At 53.8% G+C, this 16,778-nt stretch carries 12 protein-coding genes; all 12 read left to right on the top strand.

What is annotated here, in order from left to right; all coding sequences use genetic code 11:
- The first annotated feature begins 5 nt into the window (after positions 1–5).
- The 12 genes from ACOTX7_RS01355 (at position 6) to ACOTX7_RS01300 (ending at position 16,765) form a co-directional block, all read left to right on the top strand.
- The gene (locus tag ACOTX7_RS01355; protein ID WP_003860623.1) at positions 6–1,172 is read left to right on the top strand and encodes a bifunctional tRNA (adenosine(37)-C2)-methyltransferase TrmG/ribosomal RNA large subunit methyltransferase RlmN; all 1,167 of its coding nucleotides are present in this window, start codon (positions 6–8) and stop codon (positions 1,170–1,172) included.
- Positions 1,173–1,463: 291 nt separating this feature from the next.
- Positions 1,464–2,465, top strand: coding sequence for a cytoskeleton protein RodZ (gene rodZ, locus ACOTX7_RS01350; protein ID WP_214592495.1), 1,002 nt, complete (start codon positions 1,464–1,466; stop codon positions 2,463–2,465).
- Between the two features lie 26 nt (positions 2,466–2,491).
- Positions 2,492–3,610, top strand: a complete 1,119-nt coding sequence (gene ispG / locus ACOTX7_RS01345) for a flavodoxin-dependent (E)-4-hydroxy-3-methylbut-2-enyl-diphosphate synthase (RefSeq protein WP_032673999.1) — start codon at positions 2,492–2,494, stop codon at positions 3,608–3,610.
- An 81-nt stretch (positions 3,611–3,691) separates the two neighbouring features.
- Positions 3,692–4,966, top strand: a complete 1,275-nt coding sequence (gene hisS, locus ACOTX7_RS01340) for a histidine--tRNA ligase (RefSeq protein WP_221256327.1) — start codon at positions 3,692–3,694, stop codon at positions 4,964–4,966.
- Positions 4,967–4,979: 13 nt separating this feature from the next.
- On the top strand, positions 4,980–5,600 hold the full coding sequence (locus ACOTX7_RS01335) for a YfgM family protein (RefSeq protein WP_047353682.1): 621 nt from the start codon (positions 4,980–4,982) through the stop codon (positions 5,598–5,600).
- A gap of 10 nt (positions 5,601–5,610) precedes the next feature.
- Positions 5,611–6,789 (top strand): outer membrane protein assembly factor BamB, encoded by a 1,179-nt coding sequence (gene bamB, locus ACOTX7_RS01330; RefSeq protein ID WP_221256326.1) that lies wholly within the window; start codon positions 5,611–5,613, stop codon positions 6,787–6,789.
- Between the two features lie 112 nt (positions 6,790–6,901).
- On the top strand, positions 6,902–8,374 hold the full coding sequence (der, locus tag ACOTX7_RS01325; protein ID WP_006811525.1) for a ribosome biogenesis GTPase Der: 1,473 nt from the start codon (positions 6,902–6,904) through the stop codon (positions 8,372–8,374).
- 1,031 nt (positions 8,375–9,405) lie between these two features.
- The gene (locus tag ACOTX7_RS01320) at positions 9,406–12,045 is read left to right on the top strand and encodes a YadA-like family protein (protein WP_221813357.1); all 2,640 of its coding nucleotides are present in this window, start codon (positions 9,406–9,408) and stop codon (positions 12,043–12,045) included.
- A gap of 227 nt (positions 12,046–12,272) precedes the next feature.
- Positions 12,273–13,271: a porin gene (locus ACOTX7_RS01315; protein WP_214592497.1), complete on the top strand. Its 999-nt coding sequence runs from the start codon at positions 12,273–12,275 to the stop codon at positions 13,269–13,271.
- 56 nt (positions 13,272–13,327) lie between these two features.
- Positions 13,328–13,789, top strand: a complete 462-nt coding sequence (locus ACOTX7_RS01310) for a hypothetical protein (RefSeq protein WP_221813359.1) — start codon at positions 13,328–13,330, stop codon at positions 13,787–13,789.
- 338 nt (positions 13,790–14,127) lie between these two features.
- Positions 14,128–15,672 (top strand): peptide MFS transporter, encoded by a 1,545-nt coding sequence (locus ACOTX7_RS01305; protein WP_221256325.1) that lies wholly within the window; start codon positions 14,128–14,130, stop codon positions 15,670–15,672.
- Positions 15,673–15,730: 58 nt separating this feature from the next.
- Positions 15,731–16,765 (top strand): Gfo/Idh/MocA family oxidoreductase, encoded by a 1,035-nt coding sequence (locus ACOTX7_RS01300; RefSeq protein WP_221813361.1) that lies wholly within the window; start codon positions 15,731–15,733, stop codon positions 16,763–16,765.
- The last annotated feature ends 13 nt before the right edge of the window (positions 16,766–16,778 follow it).

Here is a 16,778-nt window from a genome sequence, read left to right as displayed (position 1 = left end):
AAATTATGTCTGAATTAGTGAATACCTCCGAAGTCGCCATTCCTGCGGTTCCCAATAAAAATGGAAAAATTAACCTGCTGGATCTGAACCGTCAGCAGATGCGCGAGTTCTTTAAAGAGATGGGCGAGAAGCCGTTTCGTGCCGATCAGGTCATGAAATGGATGTACCACTATTGCAGCGACAACTTTGATGACATGACGGACATCAACAAAGTGCTGCGCAATAAGCTTAAAGAAGTGGCGGAAATCCGCGCACCGGAAGTGGTGGAAGAGCAGCGCTCTTCAGATGGCACTATCAAGTGGGCCATTGCCGTGGGCGATCAGCGCGTTGAAACCGTGTATATCCCGGAAGACGATCGCGCCACGCTGTGCGTCTCTTCTCAGGTAGGCTGTGCGCTGGAGTGCAAATTCTGCTCTACGGCACAGCAGGGCTTTAACCGTAACCTGCGCGTGTCGGAAATCATCGGCCAGGTCTGGCGTGCCGCGAAAATCGTGGGTGCGGCGAAAGTCACCGGTACACGTCCAATCACCAACGTGGTGATGATGGGGATGGGTGAACCGCTGCTTAACCTGACCAACGTCGTTCCGGCGATGGAAATTATGCTCGATGACTTCGGGTTTGGTCTGTCCAAACGCCGCGTTACGCTCTCTACTTCCGGCGTTGTGCCTGCACTGGACAAACTGGGCGACATGATTGACGTCGCGCTGGCCATCTCCCTGCACGCGCCAAACGACGCCATCCGTGACGAAATTGTGCCGATCAACAAAAAGTACAATATCGAAACCTTCCTGGCTGGCGTGCGTCGTTACCTGGAGAAATCCAACGCGAACCAGGGCCGCGTGACCATCGAATACGTGATGCTGGATCATGTTAACGACGGTACTGAACATGCGCATGAACTGGCTGAACTGCTGAAAGATACGCCATGTAAGATCAACCTGATCCCATGGAACCCGTTCCCGGGCGCGCCGTATGGCCGTAGCTCGAACAGCCGTATCGATCGCTTCTCCAAGGTGTTGATGGAGTATGGTTTTACCACCATCGTGCGTAAAACGCGTGGCGATGATATCGACGCAGCCTGCGGTCAGCTGGCGGGTGACGTTATTGACCGTACCAAACGTACGCTGCGTAAGCGTATGCAGGGTGAGTCAATCGCGGTTAAAACCGTTTGATTATTATGCACACACGGCGCATTTTTTGCGCCGTGAAGCATTAATTTACTGAATAACCAGTCACAATCATTATGACTGATTAATAATTACGGTGCGTTTCATACAACTTTCGGGCAGTATGTAACGACGTAACAACAGTTTAGCGTGAAGGCCTGCCAGCGCTGTCATCTGCGGCCCGACAGTCTTATACTGTTTGTTCCAGGTTAACTGACCTAAAGTTTCGCGGTGCGGGTGGCATTGTGACTCACCGGCACCTGAACCCTTATTTTCACGTACCAGTAGTTGTAGCGAATGAATACTGAAGCCACTCACGATCAAAATGCAGCACTCTCCACTGGCGTTCGTCTTCGCAACGCCCGTGAACAACTCGGACTCAGCCAGCAAGCCGTTGCAGAACGCCTGTGCCTGAAGGTTTCCACCGTTCGCGATATTGAAGAAGATAAGGCACCCGCCGATCTGGCTTCAACGTTTTTGCGCGGTTATATCCGTTCTTACGCCAAACTGGTTCATATCCCTGAAGAAGAATTACTGCCGATGATGGAGAAGCAGGCGCCTGTACGTGCGGCAAAAGTTGCGCCGATGCAGAGCTTCTCCCTGGGTAAACGTCGTAAAAAACGCGATGGCTGGCTGATGAGCTTTACCTGGCTGGTTCTGTTCGTGGTCGTCGGCCTGACGGGCGCATGGTGGTGGCAAAACCACAAAGCGCAGCAGGAAGAGATCACCACGATGGCCGATCAGTCCTCCGCTGAGCTTAATCAGTCCGGCAATAACGGCGCGCAAAGCGTGCCGCTGAGCACCGAAGGGGCAGCGACTTCCAGCGAACCTCAGGCGGCAGCACCTGCAACCGAGCCATCCACGGCGCCAGAGTCCACGGCGAATACCACGCCAGCCACTCAGGCCCAGGATCAGAACGCAGTCGTATCACCTTCACAGGCCAATGTTGATGCCGCTCCTGCGGCAACGGCACCGGCAGATAACACCGCGGCGTCACTGCCAACTGACCCGGCGGGTACGGCGGCACCTGCCGTTGACCCGAATGCGCTGGTGATGAATTTCACCGCCGATTGCTGGCTGGAAGTGACTGATGCGACAGGTAAAAAGCTGTTCAGCGGCCTGCAACGTAAAGATGGCACGTTAAATCTAACGGGCCAGGCACCTTACAAGCTTAAAATCGGCGCACCGGCAGCGGTACAGATCCAGTATCAAGGAAAACCTGTCGATCTGAGCCGCTTTATCAGAACTAACCAGGTTGCGCGTCTTACCGTTAATGCCGAACAATCAGCAGCACAGTAACAGACGGGCAATGCGGGAGATTTTACATGCATAACCAGGCTCCTATTCAACGTAGAAAATCGAAACGGATTTACGTTGGGAACGTGCCAATCGGCGATGGGGCACCTATCGCCGTCCAGTCGATGACCAATACGCGTACTACGGATGTAGAAGCGACGGTCAATCAAATCAAAGCATTAGAACGCGTAGGCGCGGACATTGTTCGCGTCTCTGTGCCGACCATGGACGCCGCCGAGGCGTTCAGGCTGATCAAGCAGCAGGTGAGCGTTCCGCTGGTTGCCGATATCCACTTCGATTACCGTATCGCGCTGAAAGTTGCTGAATACGGTGTCGATTGCCTGCGTATTAACCCAGGCAACATCGGCAACGAAGAACGTATCCGCATGGTGGTGGACTGCGCCCGCGACAAAAACATTCCAATCCGTATCGGTGTGAACGCTGGCTCTCTGGAAAAAGATCTCCAGGAAAAGTACGGTGAGCCGACGCCGCAGGCGCTGCTCGAATCCGCCATGCGTCACGTCGATCATCTGGATCGCCTTAACTTCGACCAGTTTAAAGTGAGCGTGAAAGCGTCTGACGTCTTCCTGGCCGTTGAATCGTATCGTCTGCTGGCAAAACAGATCGAGCAGCCGCTGCACCTCGGGATCACCGAGGCGGGCGGTCTGCGCAGCGGTTCGGTAAAATCAGCGATCGGTCTCGGTCTGCTGCTTTCTGAAGGGATCGGTGACACGTTACGCGTCTCCCTGGCCGCCGATCCGGTGGAAGAGATCAAAGTCGGTTTTGATATCCTGAAATCGCTGCGCATCCGCGCACGTGGGATCAACTTTATCGCCTGCCCAACCTGTTCACGTCAGGAGTTTGACGTGATCGGCACCGTCAATGCCCTTGAGCAGCGTCTGGAAGACATCATCACCCCAATGGACGTCTCCATCATCGGTTGCGTGGTGAACGGTCCGGGTGAAGCGCTGGTGTCAACGCTGGGCGTTACCGGCGGTAACAAGAAAAGTGGTCTCTATGAAGATGGCGTTCGTAAAGATCGTCTGGATAATAGTGACATGATCGACCAGCTCGAAGCCCGCATTCGCGCAAAAGCGACGATGATGGACGAAGCGCAGCGCATCAGCGTTCAGCAGGTTGAAAAATAACGTGATGGGAAGCAGGCTGCTTCCCATGTATGATTGAACCCATTCTTTGGGTTCTTTTTTGTATATAGAAAGAGAATAAACGTGGCAAAAAACATTCAAGCCATCCGCGGCATGAACGATTATCTGCCTGGCGAAACCGCCATCTGGCAGCGCATTGAAGGCACACTGAAGCAGGTGCTCGGCAGCTACGGTTACAGCGAAATCCGTTTGCCGATTGTAGAGCAGACCCCGTTATTCAAACGCGCGATCGGCGAAGTGACCGACGTGGTTGAAAAAGAGATGTATACCTTTGAGGATCGCAACGGCGACAGCCTGACCCTGCGTCCAGAGGGGACGGCGGGTTGCGTACGCGCCGGCATCGAACATGGTCTCCTGTACAATCAGGAGCAGCGCCTGTGGTATATCGGCCCGATGTTCCGCCACGAACGTCCGCAGAAAGGTCGTTATCGCCAGTTCAACCAGTTGGGTGTTGAAGTGTTTGGTCTGCAAGGGCCAGATATCGATGCTGAACTGATTATGCTGACCGCTCGCTGGTGGCGCGCGCTCGGAATTTCTGAGCACGTTTCCCTGGAGCTGAACTCTATCGGTTCTCTGGAAGCGCGTGCGAACTATCGTGATGCGCTGGTGGCGTTCCTGGAACAGCACAAAGAGAAACTCGACGAAGACTGTAAGCGTCGTATGTACAGCAACCCGCTGCGCGTACTTGATTCCAAAAATACTGACGTTCAGGCGCTGCTGAACGATGCGCCAGCGCTGGGTGACTACCTGGACGAGGATTCTCGCGAACACTTTACCGGCCTGTGCAAGCTGCTTGAAGCAGCGGGCATTGCTTATACCGTTAATCAGCGTCTGGTGCGCGGTCTGGACTACTACAACCGCACCGTATTTGAGTGGGTCACCACCAGCCTCGGTTCGCAGGGCACCGTCTGTGCTGGCGGTCGTTATGACGGTCTGGTCGAGCAACTGGGTGGTCGTGCAGCACCGGCTGTTGGCTTTGCAATGGGTCTTGAGCGACTTGTTTTGCTGGTTCAGGCAGTTAATCCGGAATTTAAAGCCGATCCTGTTGTCGATATATACCTGGTGGCCTCAGGTGCGGAAACGCAGTCTGCGGCGATGCAGCTTGCCGAACGCGTGCGCGATGCGCTGCCGGACGTTAAGCTGATGACCAACCACGGCGGCGGCAACTTTAAAAAACAGTTTGCTCGTGCCGATAAGTGGGGCGCAAGTATCGCACTGGTGCTGGGTGAGTCCGAAGTGGCCAACGGTGAAGTGGTGGTTAAAGATCTGCGCTCTGGTGAGCAAACTACGGTAACGCAGGATGGCGTTGCGGCGCACTTGCGCACTCTATTGGGCTAAGGAGAAGGACTGCGTGGAAATTTACGAGAACGAACACGACCAGGTTGATGCGGTTAAACGCTTCTTTGCTGAAAACGGCAAGGCACTGGTTGTAGGGGTTATTTTAGGTGTTGGTGCGCTGGTAGGCTGGCGTTACTGGAACAATCATCAGGCTGACTCTGCTCGCGGTTCGTCCCTGAACTACGAAAATACCGTTAGCGCAATCCGTGCCGATCAGCCGCAAACGCTGACGGCTGCGGAAAAATTTGCCGCTGACAACAAGAACACCTACGGTGCGCTGGCTGCACTGGAAGTGGCTCAGCAGTATGTTGATAAAAACGAACTGGACAAAGCCGCTGCGCAACTGACTCAGGGGCTTGCTGCTGCCAGTGACGAAAATCTGAAAGCGGTAATCAATCTGCGTCTGGCGCGTATTCAGGTTCAGCAGAAAAAAGCCGACGACGCGCTGAAAACGCTTGATACCATCAAAGGCGAAGGCTTTGCTGCTATTGTCGCCGATCTTCGCGGTGAAGCACTGCTGAGTAAGGGTGATAAAGCGGGTGCGCGTAAGGCGTGGCAAGCTGGCGTGGATAGTAAAGCTTCACCTGCGCTGAGCGAAATGATGCAGATGAAAATAAATAATTTGTCCGTCTGAGAGGGACCCAATGCAATTGCGTAAATTACTTCTGTCAGGACTGCTTTCTGTTACGTTATTGAGTGGTTGTTCACTGTTCAGTGGCGAAGAAGACGTTGTCAAAATGTCCCCGCTGCCGACGGTTGAAAACCAGTTCACCCCATCCACCGCCTGGGACACCTCCGTGGGTGATGGAATTGGCGATTTTTATTCCAACCTGCACCCTGCATTTGCTGACGGCGTTGTCTATGCAGCCGATCGCAAAGGCACCGTCAAAGCGCTGAACGCTGATGACGGAAAAGAAGTGTGGTCTATTAATCTGGCGGAAAAAGACGGCTGGTTCTCCCGTAAACCTGCACTGCTTTCTGGCGGCCTGACCGTTGCTGGTGGTCACGTGTATGTAGGCAGTGAAAAAGCACAGGTTTACGCGCTGAATGCCAGCGACGGTTCGGTTGCATGGCAGACCACCGTTGCCGGTGAATCCTTATCGCGTCCGGTTGTCAGCGACGGTCTGGTGCTGATCCATACCAGCAACGGCCAGTTGCAGGCGCTGAACGAAGCCGATGGTCTGGTAAAATGGACGGTTAACCTGGATATGCCAGCGCTGTCTCTGCGTGGTGAATCTGCGCCAGCGACCGCTTTTGGCGCCGCCATTGTGGGCGGTGACAACGGCCGTGTCAGCGCGGTACTGATGCAGCAGGGTCAGATGATCTGGCAGCAGCGTATTTCCCAGGCGACCGGCTCAACCGAAATCGACCGTCTGAGTGACGTGGACACTACGCCAGTCATCGTTGACGGTGTAGTTTACGCGCTGGCGTATAACGGCAACCTGACGGCGCTGGACCTGCGTAGCGGCCAGATCATGTGGAAACGTGAGCTGGGTTCCGTGAACGATTTCATCGTCGACGGCAACCGTATTTATATGGTGGATCAGAACGACCGTCTGCTGGCGCTGAGCACCGAAGGTGGCGTGACGCTGTGGACGCAGAGCGATCTGCTGCACCGTTTGCTGACCGCACCTGCGCTGTATAACGGCAGCCTGGTCGTGGGCGACAGCGAAGGCTATATGCACTGGATCGATCCAGAGAATGGCCGCTTCGTTGCACAGCAGAAAGTGGATAGCTCAGGCTTCCTGACGGAGCCCGTTGTGGCTGACGGCAAACTGCTGATTCAGGCAAAAGACGGCACGCTGTACGCGATCACGCGTTAATTACACGGCGGTTGTAGTATACTAAACGGCTCCTGTTCACTCAGGAGCCGTTTTGACATTTTTAAAAACGCCGCGAAAGCGACGTTATTTTGAATTTTATGAGGCTTCAAACATGGTACCTGTGGTCGCGCTTGTCGGGCGCCCTAACGTTGGAAAATCCACTCTTTTTAACCGTTTAACACGCACCCGTGATGCGCTGGTTGCGGATTTCCCGGGGCTGACGCGTGACCGTAAGTACGGTCGTGCAGAGGTGGAAGGACGCGAGTTCATCTGTATCGATACCGGAGGTATTGACGGTACGGAAGACGGCGTAGAAACCCGCATGGCAGAGCAGTCTCTGCTGGCTATCGAAGAGGCGGATGTGGTTCTGTTTATGGTGGATGCTCGCGCTGGCCTGATGCCCGCGGATTCCGCTATCGCAAAACATCTGCGTTCACGCGAAAAGCCAACCTTCCTGGTGGCGAACAAAACTGACGGCATCGATGCCGATCAGGCGGTTGCGGATTTCTGGTCTTTAGGTCTGGGTGATATTTATCCTATCGCAGCCTCACATGGCCGTGGCGTAACCAGCCTGCTGGAAACCGTTCTGCTGCCGTGGGTGGATGAAGTGAACCCGCCGGAAGAGGTGGATGAAGACGCCGAATACTGGGCGCAGTTTGAAGCCGGAGAAGAGGGCGAGGAAGAGCCGGAAGACGACTTCAACCCGCAGGATCTGCCTATTAAGCTGGCTATCGTTGGTCGCCCAAACGTAGGTAAGTCTACGCTTACTAACCGTATTCTGGGTGAAGAGCGCGTGGTGGTTTACGACATGCCAGGCACAACGCGTGACAGTATCTACATTCCAATGCAGCGCGATGAGCGTGAGTACGTACTTATCGACACCGCAGGCGTACGTAAGCGCGGGAAAATCACCGATGTGGTGGAAAAATTCTCGGTAATCAAAACCCTTCAGGCGATTGAAGACGCCAACGTGGTGCTGCTGGTCATTGACGCACGTGAAGGTATCTCCGATCAGGATCTCTCTCTGCTTGGCTTTATCCTCAATAGTGGGCGCTCACTGGTTATTGTCGTCAACAAGTGGGACGGCCTGAGCAACGACGTGCGCGAGCAGGTGAAAGAGACGCTGGACTTCCGTCTGGGCTTTATCGACTTTGCCCGTGTGCATTTCATCTCTGCCTTGCACGGTAGCGGCGTAGGTAACCTGTTCGAATCCGTTCGTGAAGCCTATGACAGCTCTACCCGCCGTCAGAGCACCGCCATGCTGACCCGCATCATGAACATGGCTGCTGAAGACCACCAGCCGCCGCTGGTGCGTGGCCGTCGCGTGAAGCTGAAGTATGCCCACGCCGGGGGGTATAACCCGCCTATCGTGGTGATCCACGGTAATCAGGTTAAGGATCTGCCGGACTCCTACAAGCGCTATCTGATGAACTACTTCCGTAAGTCGCTGGACGTGATGGGTACGCCTATCCGTATTCAGTTCAAGGAAGGGGAAAACCCGTTTGCGAATAAACGCAACACTCTGACGCCGAACCAGATGCGTAAGCGTAAGCGTTTGATTAAGCACATTAAGAAAAGCAAATAATTCATCAGGCGTTAACAGAACGCCCGAAATCTTCAAAGCCCGCATTCGTCGGGCTTTTTTATTGTCAAAACATCGCAAAGGCAGACGAGCTTTTTTAAGACTATCTCATGACTATTAAATAACAAGGTCTGATAATGTCTTTTTCTGTCGCCAGCATTACTCCTTTTTTACTTTCTAACCTTGCCCTTCATCACTCTTTCAGGAGTGATTCTTGATAATTCCCACGCCTTGAAAAGTTGACTTATATCAAACTATCTTTCGTTTTATTCATCACTCAAAGAATGTTACTGCATGAAATGTTTACATTTCAATCAAAAAAGCAACCAAATTAAAACATTTTCGCGTTCATATCAAAATCCTATATCCACATAAAAAAATGCAAAAACAAGGTGCAGCTCTGAGGTTGTGGCGTGAATAAAACCATCTGAAACCTGCTACAGGTTAATGACTTATGGGTATTTAAAGACATATATAAGACTTGTATATGATTGTATTGCTGTAAATTAATATTATTAACCATTCAAACTTTCTCTTCACTTGGTGACTTACGTATCACTTTCACTTGAAAAATGCCTTTCTTCGTAAAATGAAGCTTTGTGACTATTTAAACTGTTTTGTAACACTTTTTTGCGGATGGACATGACTCTTTAAAGTCTGCATATTCCCTCACGAAACGTGTTCAGGTGTGTACAGAAATGCGAGACGTCATGGAGATAGCAATGAAAAAGCTCTCCATCTACGAACAGGAACGACTCATCGGCAAAGCGGGTGAAGTTCAGCGCGAGGATTGTATAAGCGCTTTACGAATACGTCAGAAAGTTGTGCATCAGACGCAACACAGCATACAGGACATTCTGAGTGAGGCTCTCGAGCTATTCGGAACGAAATACACCTTACCGTTGGCAACAAGAAAATTACTCAGATGAATGGCTGATCGGTTTCGTTAGTGATTACTACCGGGTGGGGCGCAACCCCCGGCAGCGAGCTAACCGAAGTCGGTCAGTGACAGAAAATACCAGACAGGGTTAATGATGAAAAAGACAATTATCGCCGGTGTAGTCGTTTCTGCACTTACTGCCAGCTCAGCGTTCGCTATCGAAGGTGGCCTGGCTTCTCAGAACGGTTTCCCGGCAGCATTGGAAGAAATTAAAACGGCACTGAACGATCCGAATGGCGCTCAATTTGCTCGCGCTCAGGATGTAGCTATGCGCCGCCTCGGTTTGAACTTTAACGACGCTGAGGTTTTCGTTTCTGCTGTACGTAGTGGTAAAGATGTTAGCCATTTCGGTGAGCCAGCCGTTCCACCTGCGCCGACATACGTTGCGCCTGTTGCTGTCCCTCACGCAGCGCCTACTGCTGTTCCGGTAGCTGTTCCACCAGCACTGGTGAAAGCACCCACTCTGCATCCACAGGCAACCCCGGCGCTGCCAGTTGCCGAGCCTGCTATTCAGAAAGTACCAGTTAAACGTCCACAGGCGACTCCGGCACTGCCACAGGCTGAGCCTTCAATCCTGACTGCGCCGACCAAACAGGCACAGGCAACCCCTGAGCTGCAACTGACTCCGGCTTTCCAGAAGGCACCGACTCTGAAACCTCAGGCAACGCCAAAACTGGAGTTGACCCCAGCAGTGCAGAAAGCACCTACTCTGCGCCCGCAGGCTACTCCGACACTGCCGCAGGCTACTCCTGAGTTCCAGAAGGTTCCGACCCTGCACCCACAGGCAGCGCCGAAATTGATTCTGATCCCAGCAGTGCAGAAAACACCTACCCTGCATCCACAGGCAAACCCAGCGCAGCCGCAGCAAACACCTGCTATCCATGTGCCAGCGGCCACCGCACCAGCGAAAACCTTTGACCATGCAAGCGACAAGTGGAAAACCATCAACCACTCGCTGAACCAGCTGATCGCCACGGGTGCTGACCGTAACGATCCAACCTTCAAGGCTATCGTTAAGGATCTGAGTGCGCAGCGCAACCAGGCACGTCAGGAAATGTTAGGTCTGGCTTCCCCTGAGCAGCTGGCAAAAGTTCCACCTGTTACCAGGGCTCCAGAGCTGCACCCGCAGCCGACAAAAGCGACTCCTGTACTGGCTGGCAAAACCCCGTCAATTCAGAAAGCACCTGTTAAACAGGCACAGGCTACGCCTGCGCTGCCGCAGGCGACCCCTGAGATCCAGAAAGTGCCGGAACTGCACCCGCAGGCAACCCCAGCAGCACCTACGTTGCGTCTGGTGAGCACCCACAACCGTGAAAAAGGCGCGATGGAACCAGCCTTTACCTCGTCTGTAACCGTACCTAACGACACAGACGCGCAAGGCATCCAGTTGCACGCATCTGCTCCGGTTATTGCGGCTACTAAAACTGCCGTGGTTTATAAAGCTGCTGATGTAACGTCCTCTGCCAGCACGCCTTCACTGCCAGCAGTAACAGCACCAGGACAAAGCATCTATGACCTCAAGCAGGATCAGCGCCTGAATGATCATGATGCTGCGCTGGCTGACAAAGTAGCCACCAGCACCTACACCGCAGAAATGGCTAACAAAGCCGATAAATCAGCGCTGGGCGATAAGCTGGATGTTACCCGTTACGAAGGTGAGCAGAGACAACAGGACTTTGAAATTGCCGATGCTAACCGTGATTCAACTCTTGCCCTTCAAACCGGCAAGAAAGCACTGGGCGAAACAACCGTCCTTCACAATGAAGTGGATATTCACACGAAGGCGCTGACCAGGCTGGCTATTGATAAGGCTAACCAGACTGATCTGACTAAAGAAATGACTCGCGCTACTGGCGTAGAAGCAGGTCACGAAACCCGCATCACCACGTTGGAAAACGCACCTAAGCCTCAGGACGGCAAAGACGGTACCAACGGTAAAGATGGAATTAACGGTAAAGACGGCGCAACTGGCCCAGCGGGTAAAGATGGTAAAGACGGCCTGAATGGTACCAATGGTAAAGACGGCGCAACTGGCCCAGCGGGTAGAGATGGCAAAGACGGCCTCAATGGAACCAATGGTAAAGACGGTAAGGACGTGGATCCGGCTGTCGCTAAGCAAGTTGCTACCAACACCACAGCTATCGACACCAATGATGCCCACGCTCAGACACTGGCTAAAGGTGAACTGACTATTGGCAAACTGGCTGTTCAGAACCACCAGCAGATTGCCACCAACCAGCACGCCCTGACCAGACAGACACAGAACTTCACTGCTCTGCAAACTGCTGTGACTCAGGCTCAGGATACCGGCACTTACGCTCACGCACGCATTGATGACGCTAACAAGCACATCGCGGCGAACCGTCAGGCACTGGCTGATACCAACAAACGTGTAGCAGACAACAGCAAAAAGCTGGCTAACCACGAAGCGCGTATCCAGGACCTGGAATCCAACAACCAGACCAACTTCAACAAGCTGCAAAGCCAGCAGAATAAAGATCGTAAAGAGTTCCGCGCGGGTGTAGCCGGTGCTGTTGCCCTGACTCAGATCCCTCAGGTACAGGCTGACCAGTCCGGTAGCTTTGGTATGGCCGTAGGGACGTTCAACGGGGAAAACGCTATCGCCGCTGGTGTTAGCTCCCGTCTTTCCGGCGCTGTAACCGTCAAATCTGGCCTGTCCTGGGACACTCAGGGCAACGTAGGGGCGGGTGCTGGCGTGTCCGTAGGCTGGTAATCATTTCGGCCTCTTCGGAGGTCTGCCAACGTTTCGGCGCTGCTTAAAGACATTGGGCAGCGTCGTTACCGGGGAGTCATTGCTCCACTCTTCATCATTATTTAAGCCTTTTGCCACTTTGGAGGCTCCCCCCACGCGATTTCAGGGGGGCTTTTTTATGAACGCCTTCGGGTAGTCATAACAAAGCTGATAGCACGTAACACACTACAATCATAAGAGAGTGATGTATGAAAAAAACAGTAGTGGCTTTGGCCGTTTTGGCCTTAGGGATCACATCCGCATACGCAGCGGAAATTTACAACAAAGACGGTAATAAACTGGATCTGTACGGCAAAGTGAAAGCCGCGCACAGTTGGTCTGACGGTGAAGATGGCGACGGTACTTATGCGCGTCTGGGCTTTCGTGGCGAAACGCAGATAAACGATAAACTGACCGGCTACGGCCAGTTTGAAGGCCAGTTTGATGCTGCACAGGCTGAAGGTGCGCAAGATGGGGTTTCGACGCGTCTGGCATTTGCTGGTCTGGACTTTGATCACAACCTATCTTTCGATTACGGTCGCAACTATGGTGTGGCTTACGATGTTGGTGCTTACACTGACGTTTTATCAGAATTCGGCGGTGACTCTTATGAAGGCACTGATTCATTCCTTACTGGTCGCGCTAGTGGCGTTGCTACACTCCGCACCGGTAATGCCTTCGGTCTAGCTGACGGCGTTCAGTTTGCTGCCCAGTACCAGGGGCAGGATGACACCAACAGCAATCCGGCCAAACAGCACGGTACCGGCTACGGCTTTTCCCTCGGTTATGATCTTGCTAACACCGGCGTGTCAGCTATAGCGGCTTACTCCACCAGTGCGATCACCGCTGACCAAAAACGCTCTGGCTGGGATGGCAAGAATGCCGAGTTTTGGGGTACAGGTCTGAAATATGACGCTAACCGCGTGTACGTCGCCACCATTTATGGTGAGTCACACAACCTGTTGCAGGATGCTGATGAAGCTAAGCACTTCGAAGCGATAGCCGCATACGTGTTTGACGTTGGTCTGCGCCCGAACGTGGCCTATGTCCACGCGCGTGATAACGCTAACCGCGACATTGTTGAATATGTTGCGCTGGGTTCCGATTACTACTTCAACAAAAATCTGGTTGCCGATGTCGGCTACAAAATCGACCTGGCTGATGGCGGTGACAATACGCTGGTGGCCGGTCTGACTTACCAGTTCTGAGTTTCCTTTACACCCTCAAGGGCGGCTTACGCGGCCCTTTTTTTCAGGCCAAAACTATGAAGCATTACATCATCGCGGCGTTAACGGCGAGCACGCTGATTGCCTTCACCGCGGGTCCGGCTTACGCCATCAGCGCCACATACCGCACGCAGCTGGAACGTTCAGGATGCAACATGACCAATGAGTCCAAAGGGTGCGACATCCACAAAACCAGGGCCGAGAATGAGGCCGCCGGTTTCTCCGATCGCGGCGTTACGCCGACCACCCGTGCTGACATAAAAAAGTACGATGGCGATTACGTCGCACGCCATCCAAACGGCCAGCGCGTTGCAAACATTCATATTGGTGCCGGGACAGTGAGAATCGCCGGGAAAAGCGTAAAAGCTACCGTGTCCGGCGATATGCTCATCATCAACGGCAGCAAAACGCTTACCTACGTGATCTACCCGAGCAAAGGAAGTTTCTGGGAAGATACCGACTCGGGTAACCGCGGTCCGATTGAACGAGTCTATTTCTGACAGAGCCAGTCATTCAGAAAGCTTCCTTAGGGGAGCTTTTGCCTTTCAGGTCAACGAAAGCGGGCAAGGGAAAAGCATCCTGTTGCTTCACGCCTTTTTTGTTGGCGCATTAGTGAGATGTCAATCACTATTCGCCTTCATCCATTTTTATATCTAAGAAAGTAGACAATCGTCGAATTTTCATCTTAAAGTCCAGGGTTCGGTACTAGACAAAACTAGCGCCTGGTTATCAAATGGTTAACCAATATTTCGCCGTATGTAAAAAATCGATCGGATACGTAACCGTTCGGCGTACATACTGGTGTTTACAGGCACGACACATACCTTTCGGGAGAATTATGCAATCCTATGTTAATCAAAAAGAGAGCCGAACCTTCTTCGGCCATCCTTATCCGCTCGGCTCGCTGTTCTTCACCGAGATGTGGGAGCGTTTCTCATTTTACGGCATCCGCCCGTTACTGATCCTGTTTATGGCCGCCACCGTGTACGACGGCGGGATGGGTCTGGCGCGCGAAAACGCCTCGGCGATTGTCGGTATCTTTGCCGGTACCATGTACCTGGCCGCGCTGCCGGGCGGCTGGCTGGCGGATAACTGGCTCGGCCAGCAGCGGGCCGTCTGGTACGGTTCGATTTTGATTGCGCTCGGGCACCTGTCGATCGCGCTGTCGGCCATCATGGGCGACAACCTGTTCTTCATCGGCCTGATGTTCATCGTGCTCGGCTCCGGCCTGTTCAAAACCTGTATCTCGGTAATGGTCGGGACCCTGTATAAGAAGGGCGATGCGCGTCGTGACGGTGGTTTCTCGCTGTTCTATATGGGCATCAACATGGGCTCGTTCATTGCCCCCCTGATTTCCGGCTGGCTGATTAAAACCCACGGCTGGCACTGGGGCTTTGGGATCGGCGGTATCGGGATGCTGGTCGCTCTGATCATCTTCCGCGTGTTTGCCGTTCCGGCCATGAAGCGCTACGACAGCGAAGTCGGTCTGGACTCCACCTGGAACAGTCCGGTCGTGAAACGTAACGGCGTGGGGGCCTGGCTGCTGGCACTGGCCGTGGGTGTTGCAATTATCGTTACGTTGATTGCCCTAGGCGTGATTGTGATCAATCCGGTTGCGGTTGCCAGCGTGCTGGTGTATGTGATTGCCGCCTCCGTCGCGCTCTACTTCATCTACCTGTTCATCTTCGCCGGCCTGAATCGCAAAGAGCGCGCCAGACTGCTGGTTTGCTTTATTCTGCTGGTCTCCGCCGCGTTCTTCTGGTCCGCGTTTGAGCAAAAGCCAACCTCCTTCAACCTGTTCGCCAACGACTACACTAACCGCATGATCGGTGATTTCGAGATCCCGGCGGTATGGTTCCAGTCGATTAATGCCCTGTTCATCATTCTGCTGGCACCGGTATTTAGCTGGGCATGGCCGAAGCTGGCGAGCAAAAACATTCGTCCGAGCAGCATCACCAAGTTCGTGATCGGCATTCTGTGCGCGGCGGCGGGCTTTGGCCTGATGATGCTGGCGGCACAGAACGTGCTGAGCAACGGTGGGGCAGGGGTTTCTCCGTTCTGGCTGGTGGGCAGTATCCTGATGCTGACGCTGGGTGAGCTGTGCCTGAGCCCGATCGGTCTGGCGACCATGACCCTGCTGGCACCGGAAAGAATGCGCGGTCAGATGATGGGCCTGTGGTTCTGCGCCAGTGCGCTGGGCAACCTGGCCGCAGGTCTGATTGGCGGTCACGTGAAGGCCGACCAGCTGGATATGCTGCCGGACCTCTTTGCCCGTTGCTCGATTGCGCTGCTGATTTGTGCTGCGGTACTGATCGTCCTCATTGTTCCGGTGCGTCGCATGCTGGAAAATGCGCAGACTAAACCGGCAGCTAACGCCTCATAAACCTCAGTGTGCAGGGGCAGGCGTTACGCCCCGGCACTGTATTTCCTGAGGTGAAAATATGCAGTTAGGATTTGTTGGTCTTGGCGCGGTAGTGGAAACAGCCTATCTGCCCGCACTACGTAACCTGTTCGATGGCGCTGTTCGTTGTTTCGGGTTTGATGTTCTTCCCACAAAGCAACCTGAAGGCGTTACACGCTGCGCCTCGCTTGCAGCGCTTTTAGCCACCCCGCTGGATACCCTGTTTATCACCACCGCATCGCTGCAACACCTTGAGGTGCTTGAGCAGGCGATTGCCTCGCCGGTTCCGCGGATTGTGATTGAAAAACCGATTGTCGCCACGCTTCCTCAAATCGAAAAACTCAACGCGCTGCTGGCAACGCCCGGGGTGGCGTCCCGTGTGCTGGCACTCGACCACTGGATGGCGCGCATCGAAACGGTAAAGCAGTCGCTGGTCGGCCATTATTCAGACATTGCCAGAATCGAGGGTTTTTTGCAGGAGCCAAGCGGATATAACGCCGCAGGGGAACCCATCGCGCTCAATTTCGCGACCGGAGAGCCGGATACGAGAACGCTTCGCCACCCGGACGGCGTGATCCTGGATATCGGTACGCACGTGCTGGCGATGCTGCGTGAAACGGTACGCTATCTGTGCGGTCATGACGATATGGCATTGCAGGTGGTGACGGCAAAAGACCGTCTGGGTCGCGATATCGCCAGGGGCGATCTGACCACGGCGGAAGGTGAGGCGCATTTGCAGGGACGCATCAGCGGCGTGCCGGTGGACATCCGGCTTAACAAATACGCGGGACCTGCGGTTGGACAAAAGGGCTTACGCCTCTATTTGCGCGACGGGCGCATCATCAGCCACGACCGACGCGGCGCAGAAGATGTGCTGGAGCTTATTGAGGGCAAAGATATTCAGCGCTGGCATATTCCCGGTACGATCTACGAGCACTGTCTTGCAGAGCATATTCTGGGGGCAAAAAGTCTCTTTGAACGGGATCCGCATGAGGTGAGCCGCACGACGCGCCGCAGGATCGAAGAGGTGACGTTGCTGCTGACCTTGCAGCAACAGTTGCGTGGCCCGCACTGAATGCGACGTGGTA

It is taken from the genome of Enterobacter cloacae complex sp. IR5418 (assembly GCF_049238105.1).
GTDB lineage: Bacteria > Pseudomonadota > Gammaproteobacteria > Enterobacterales > Enterobacteriaceae > Enterobacter > Enterobacter hormaechei.
The sequence above is the reverse complement of the archived record's forward strand: the minus strand, read 5'-3'. Positions and strand labels throughout refer to the sequence as shown.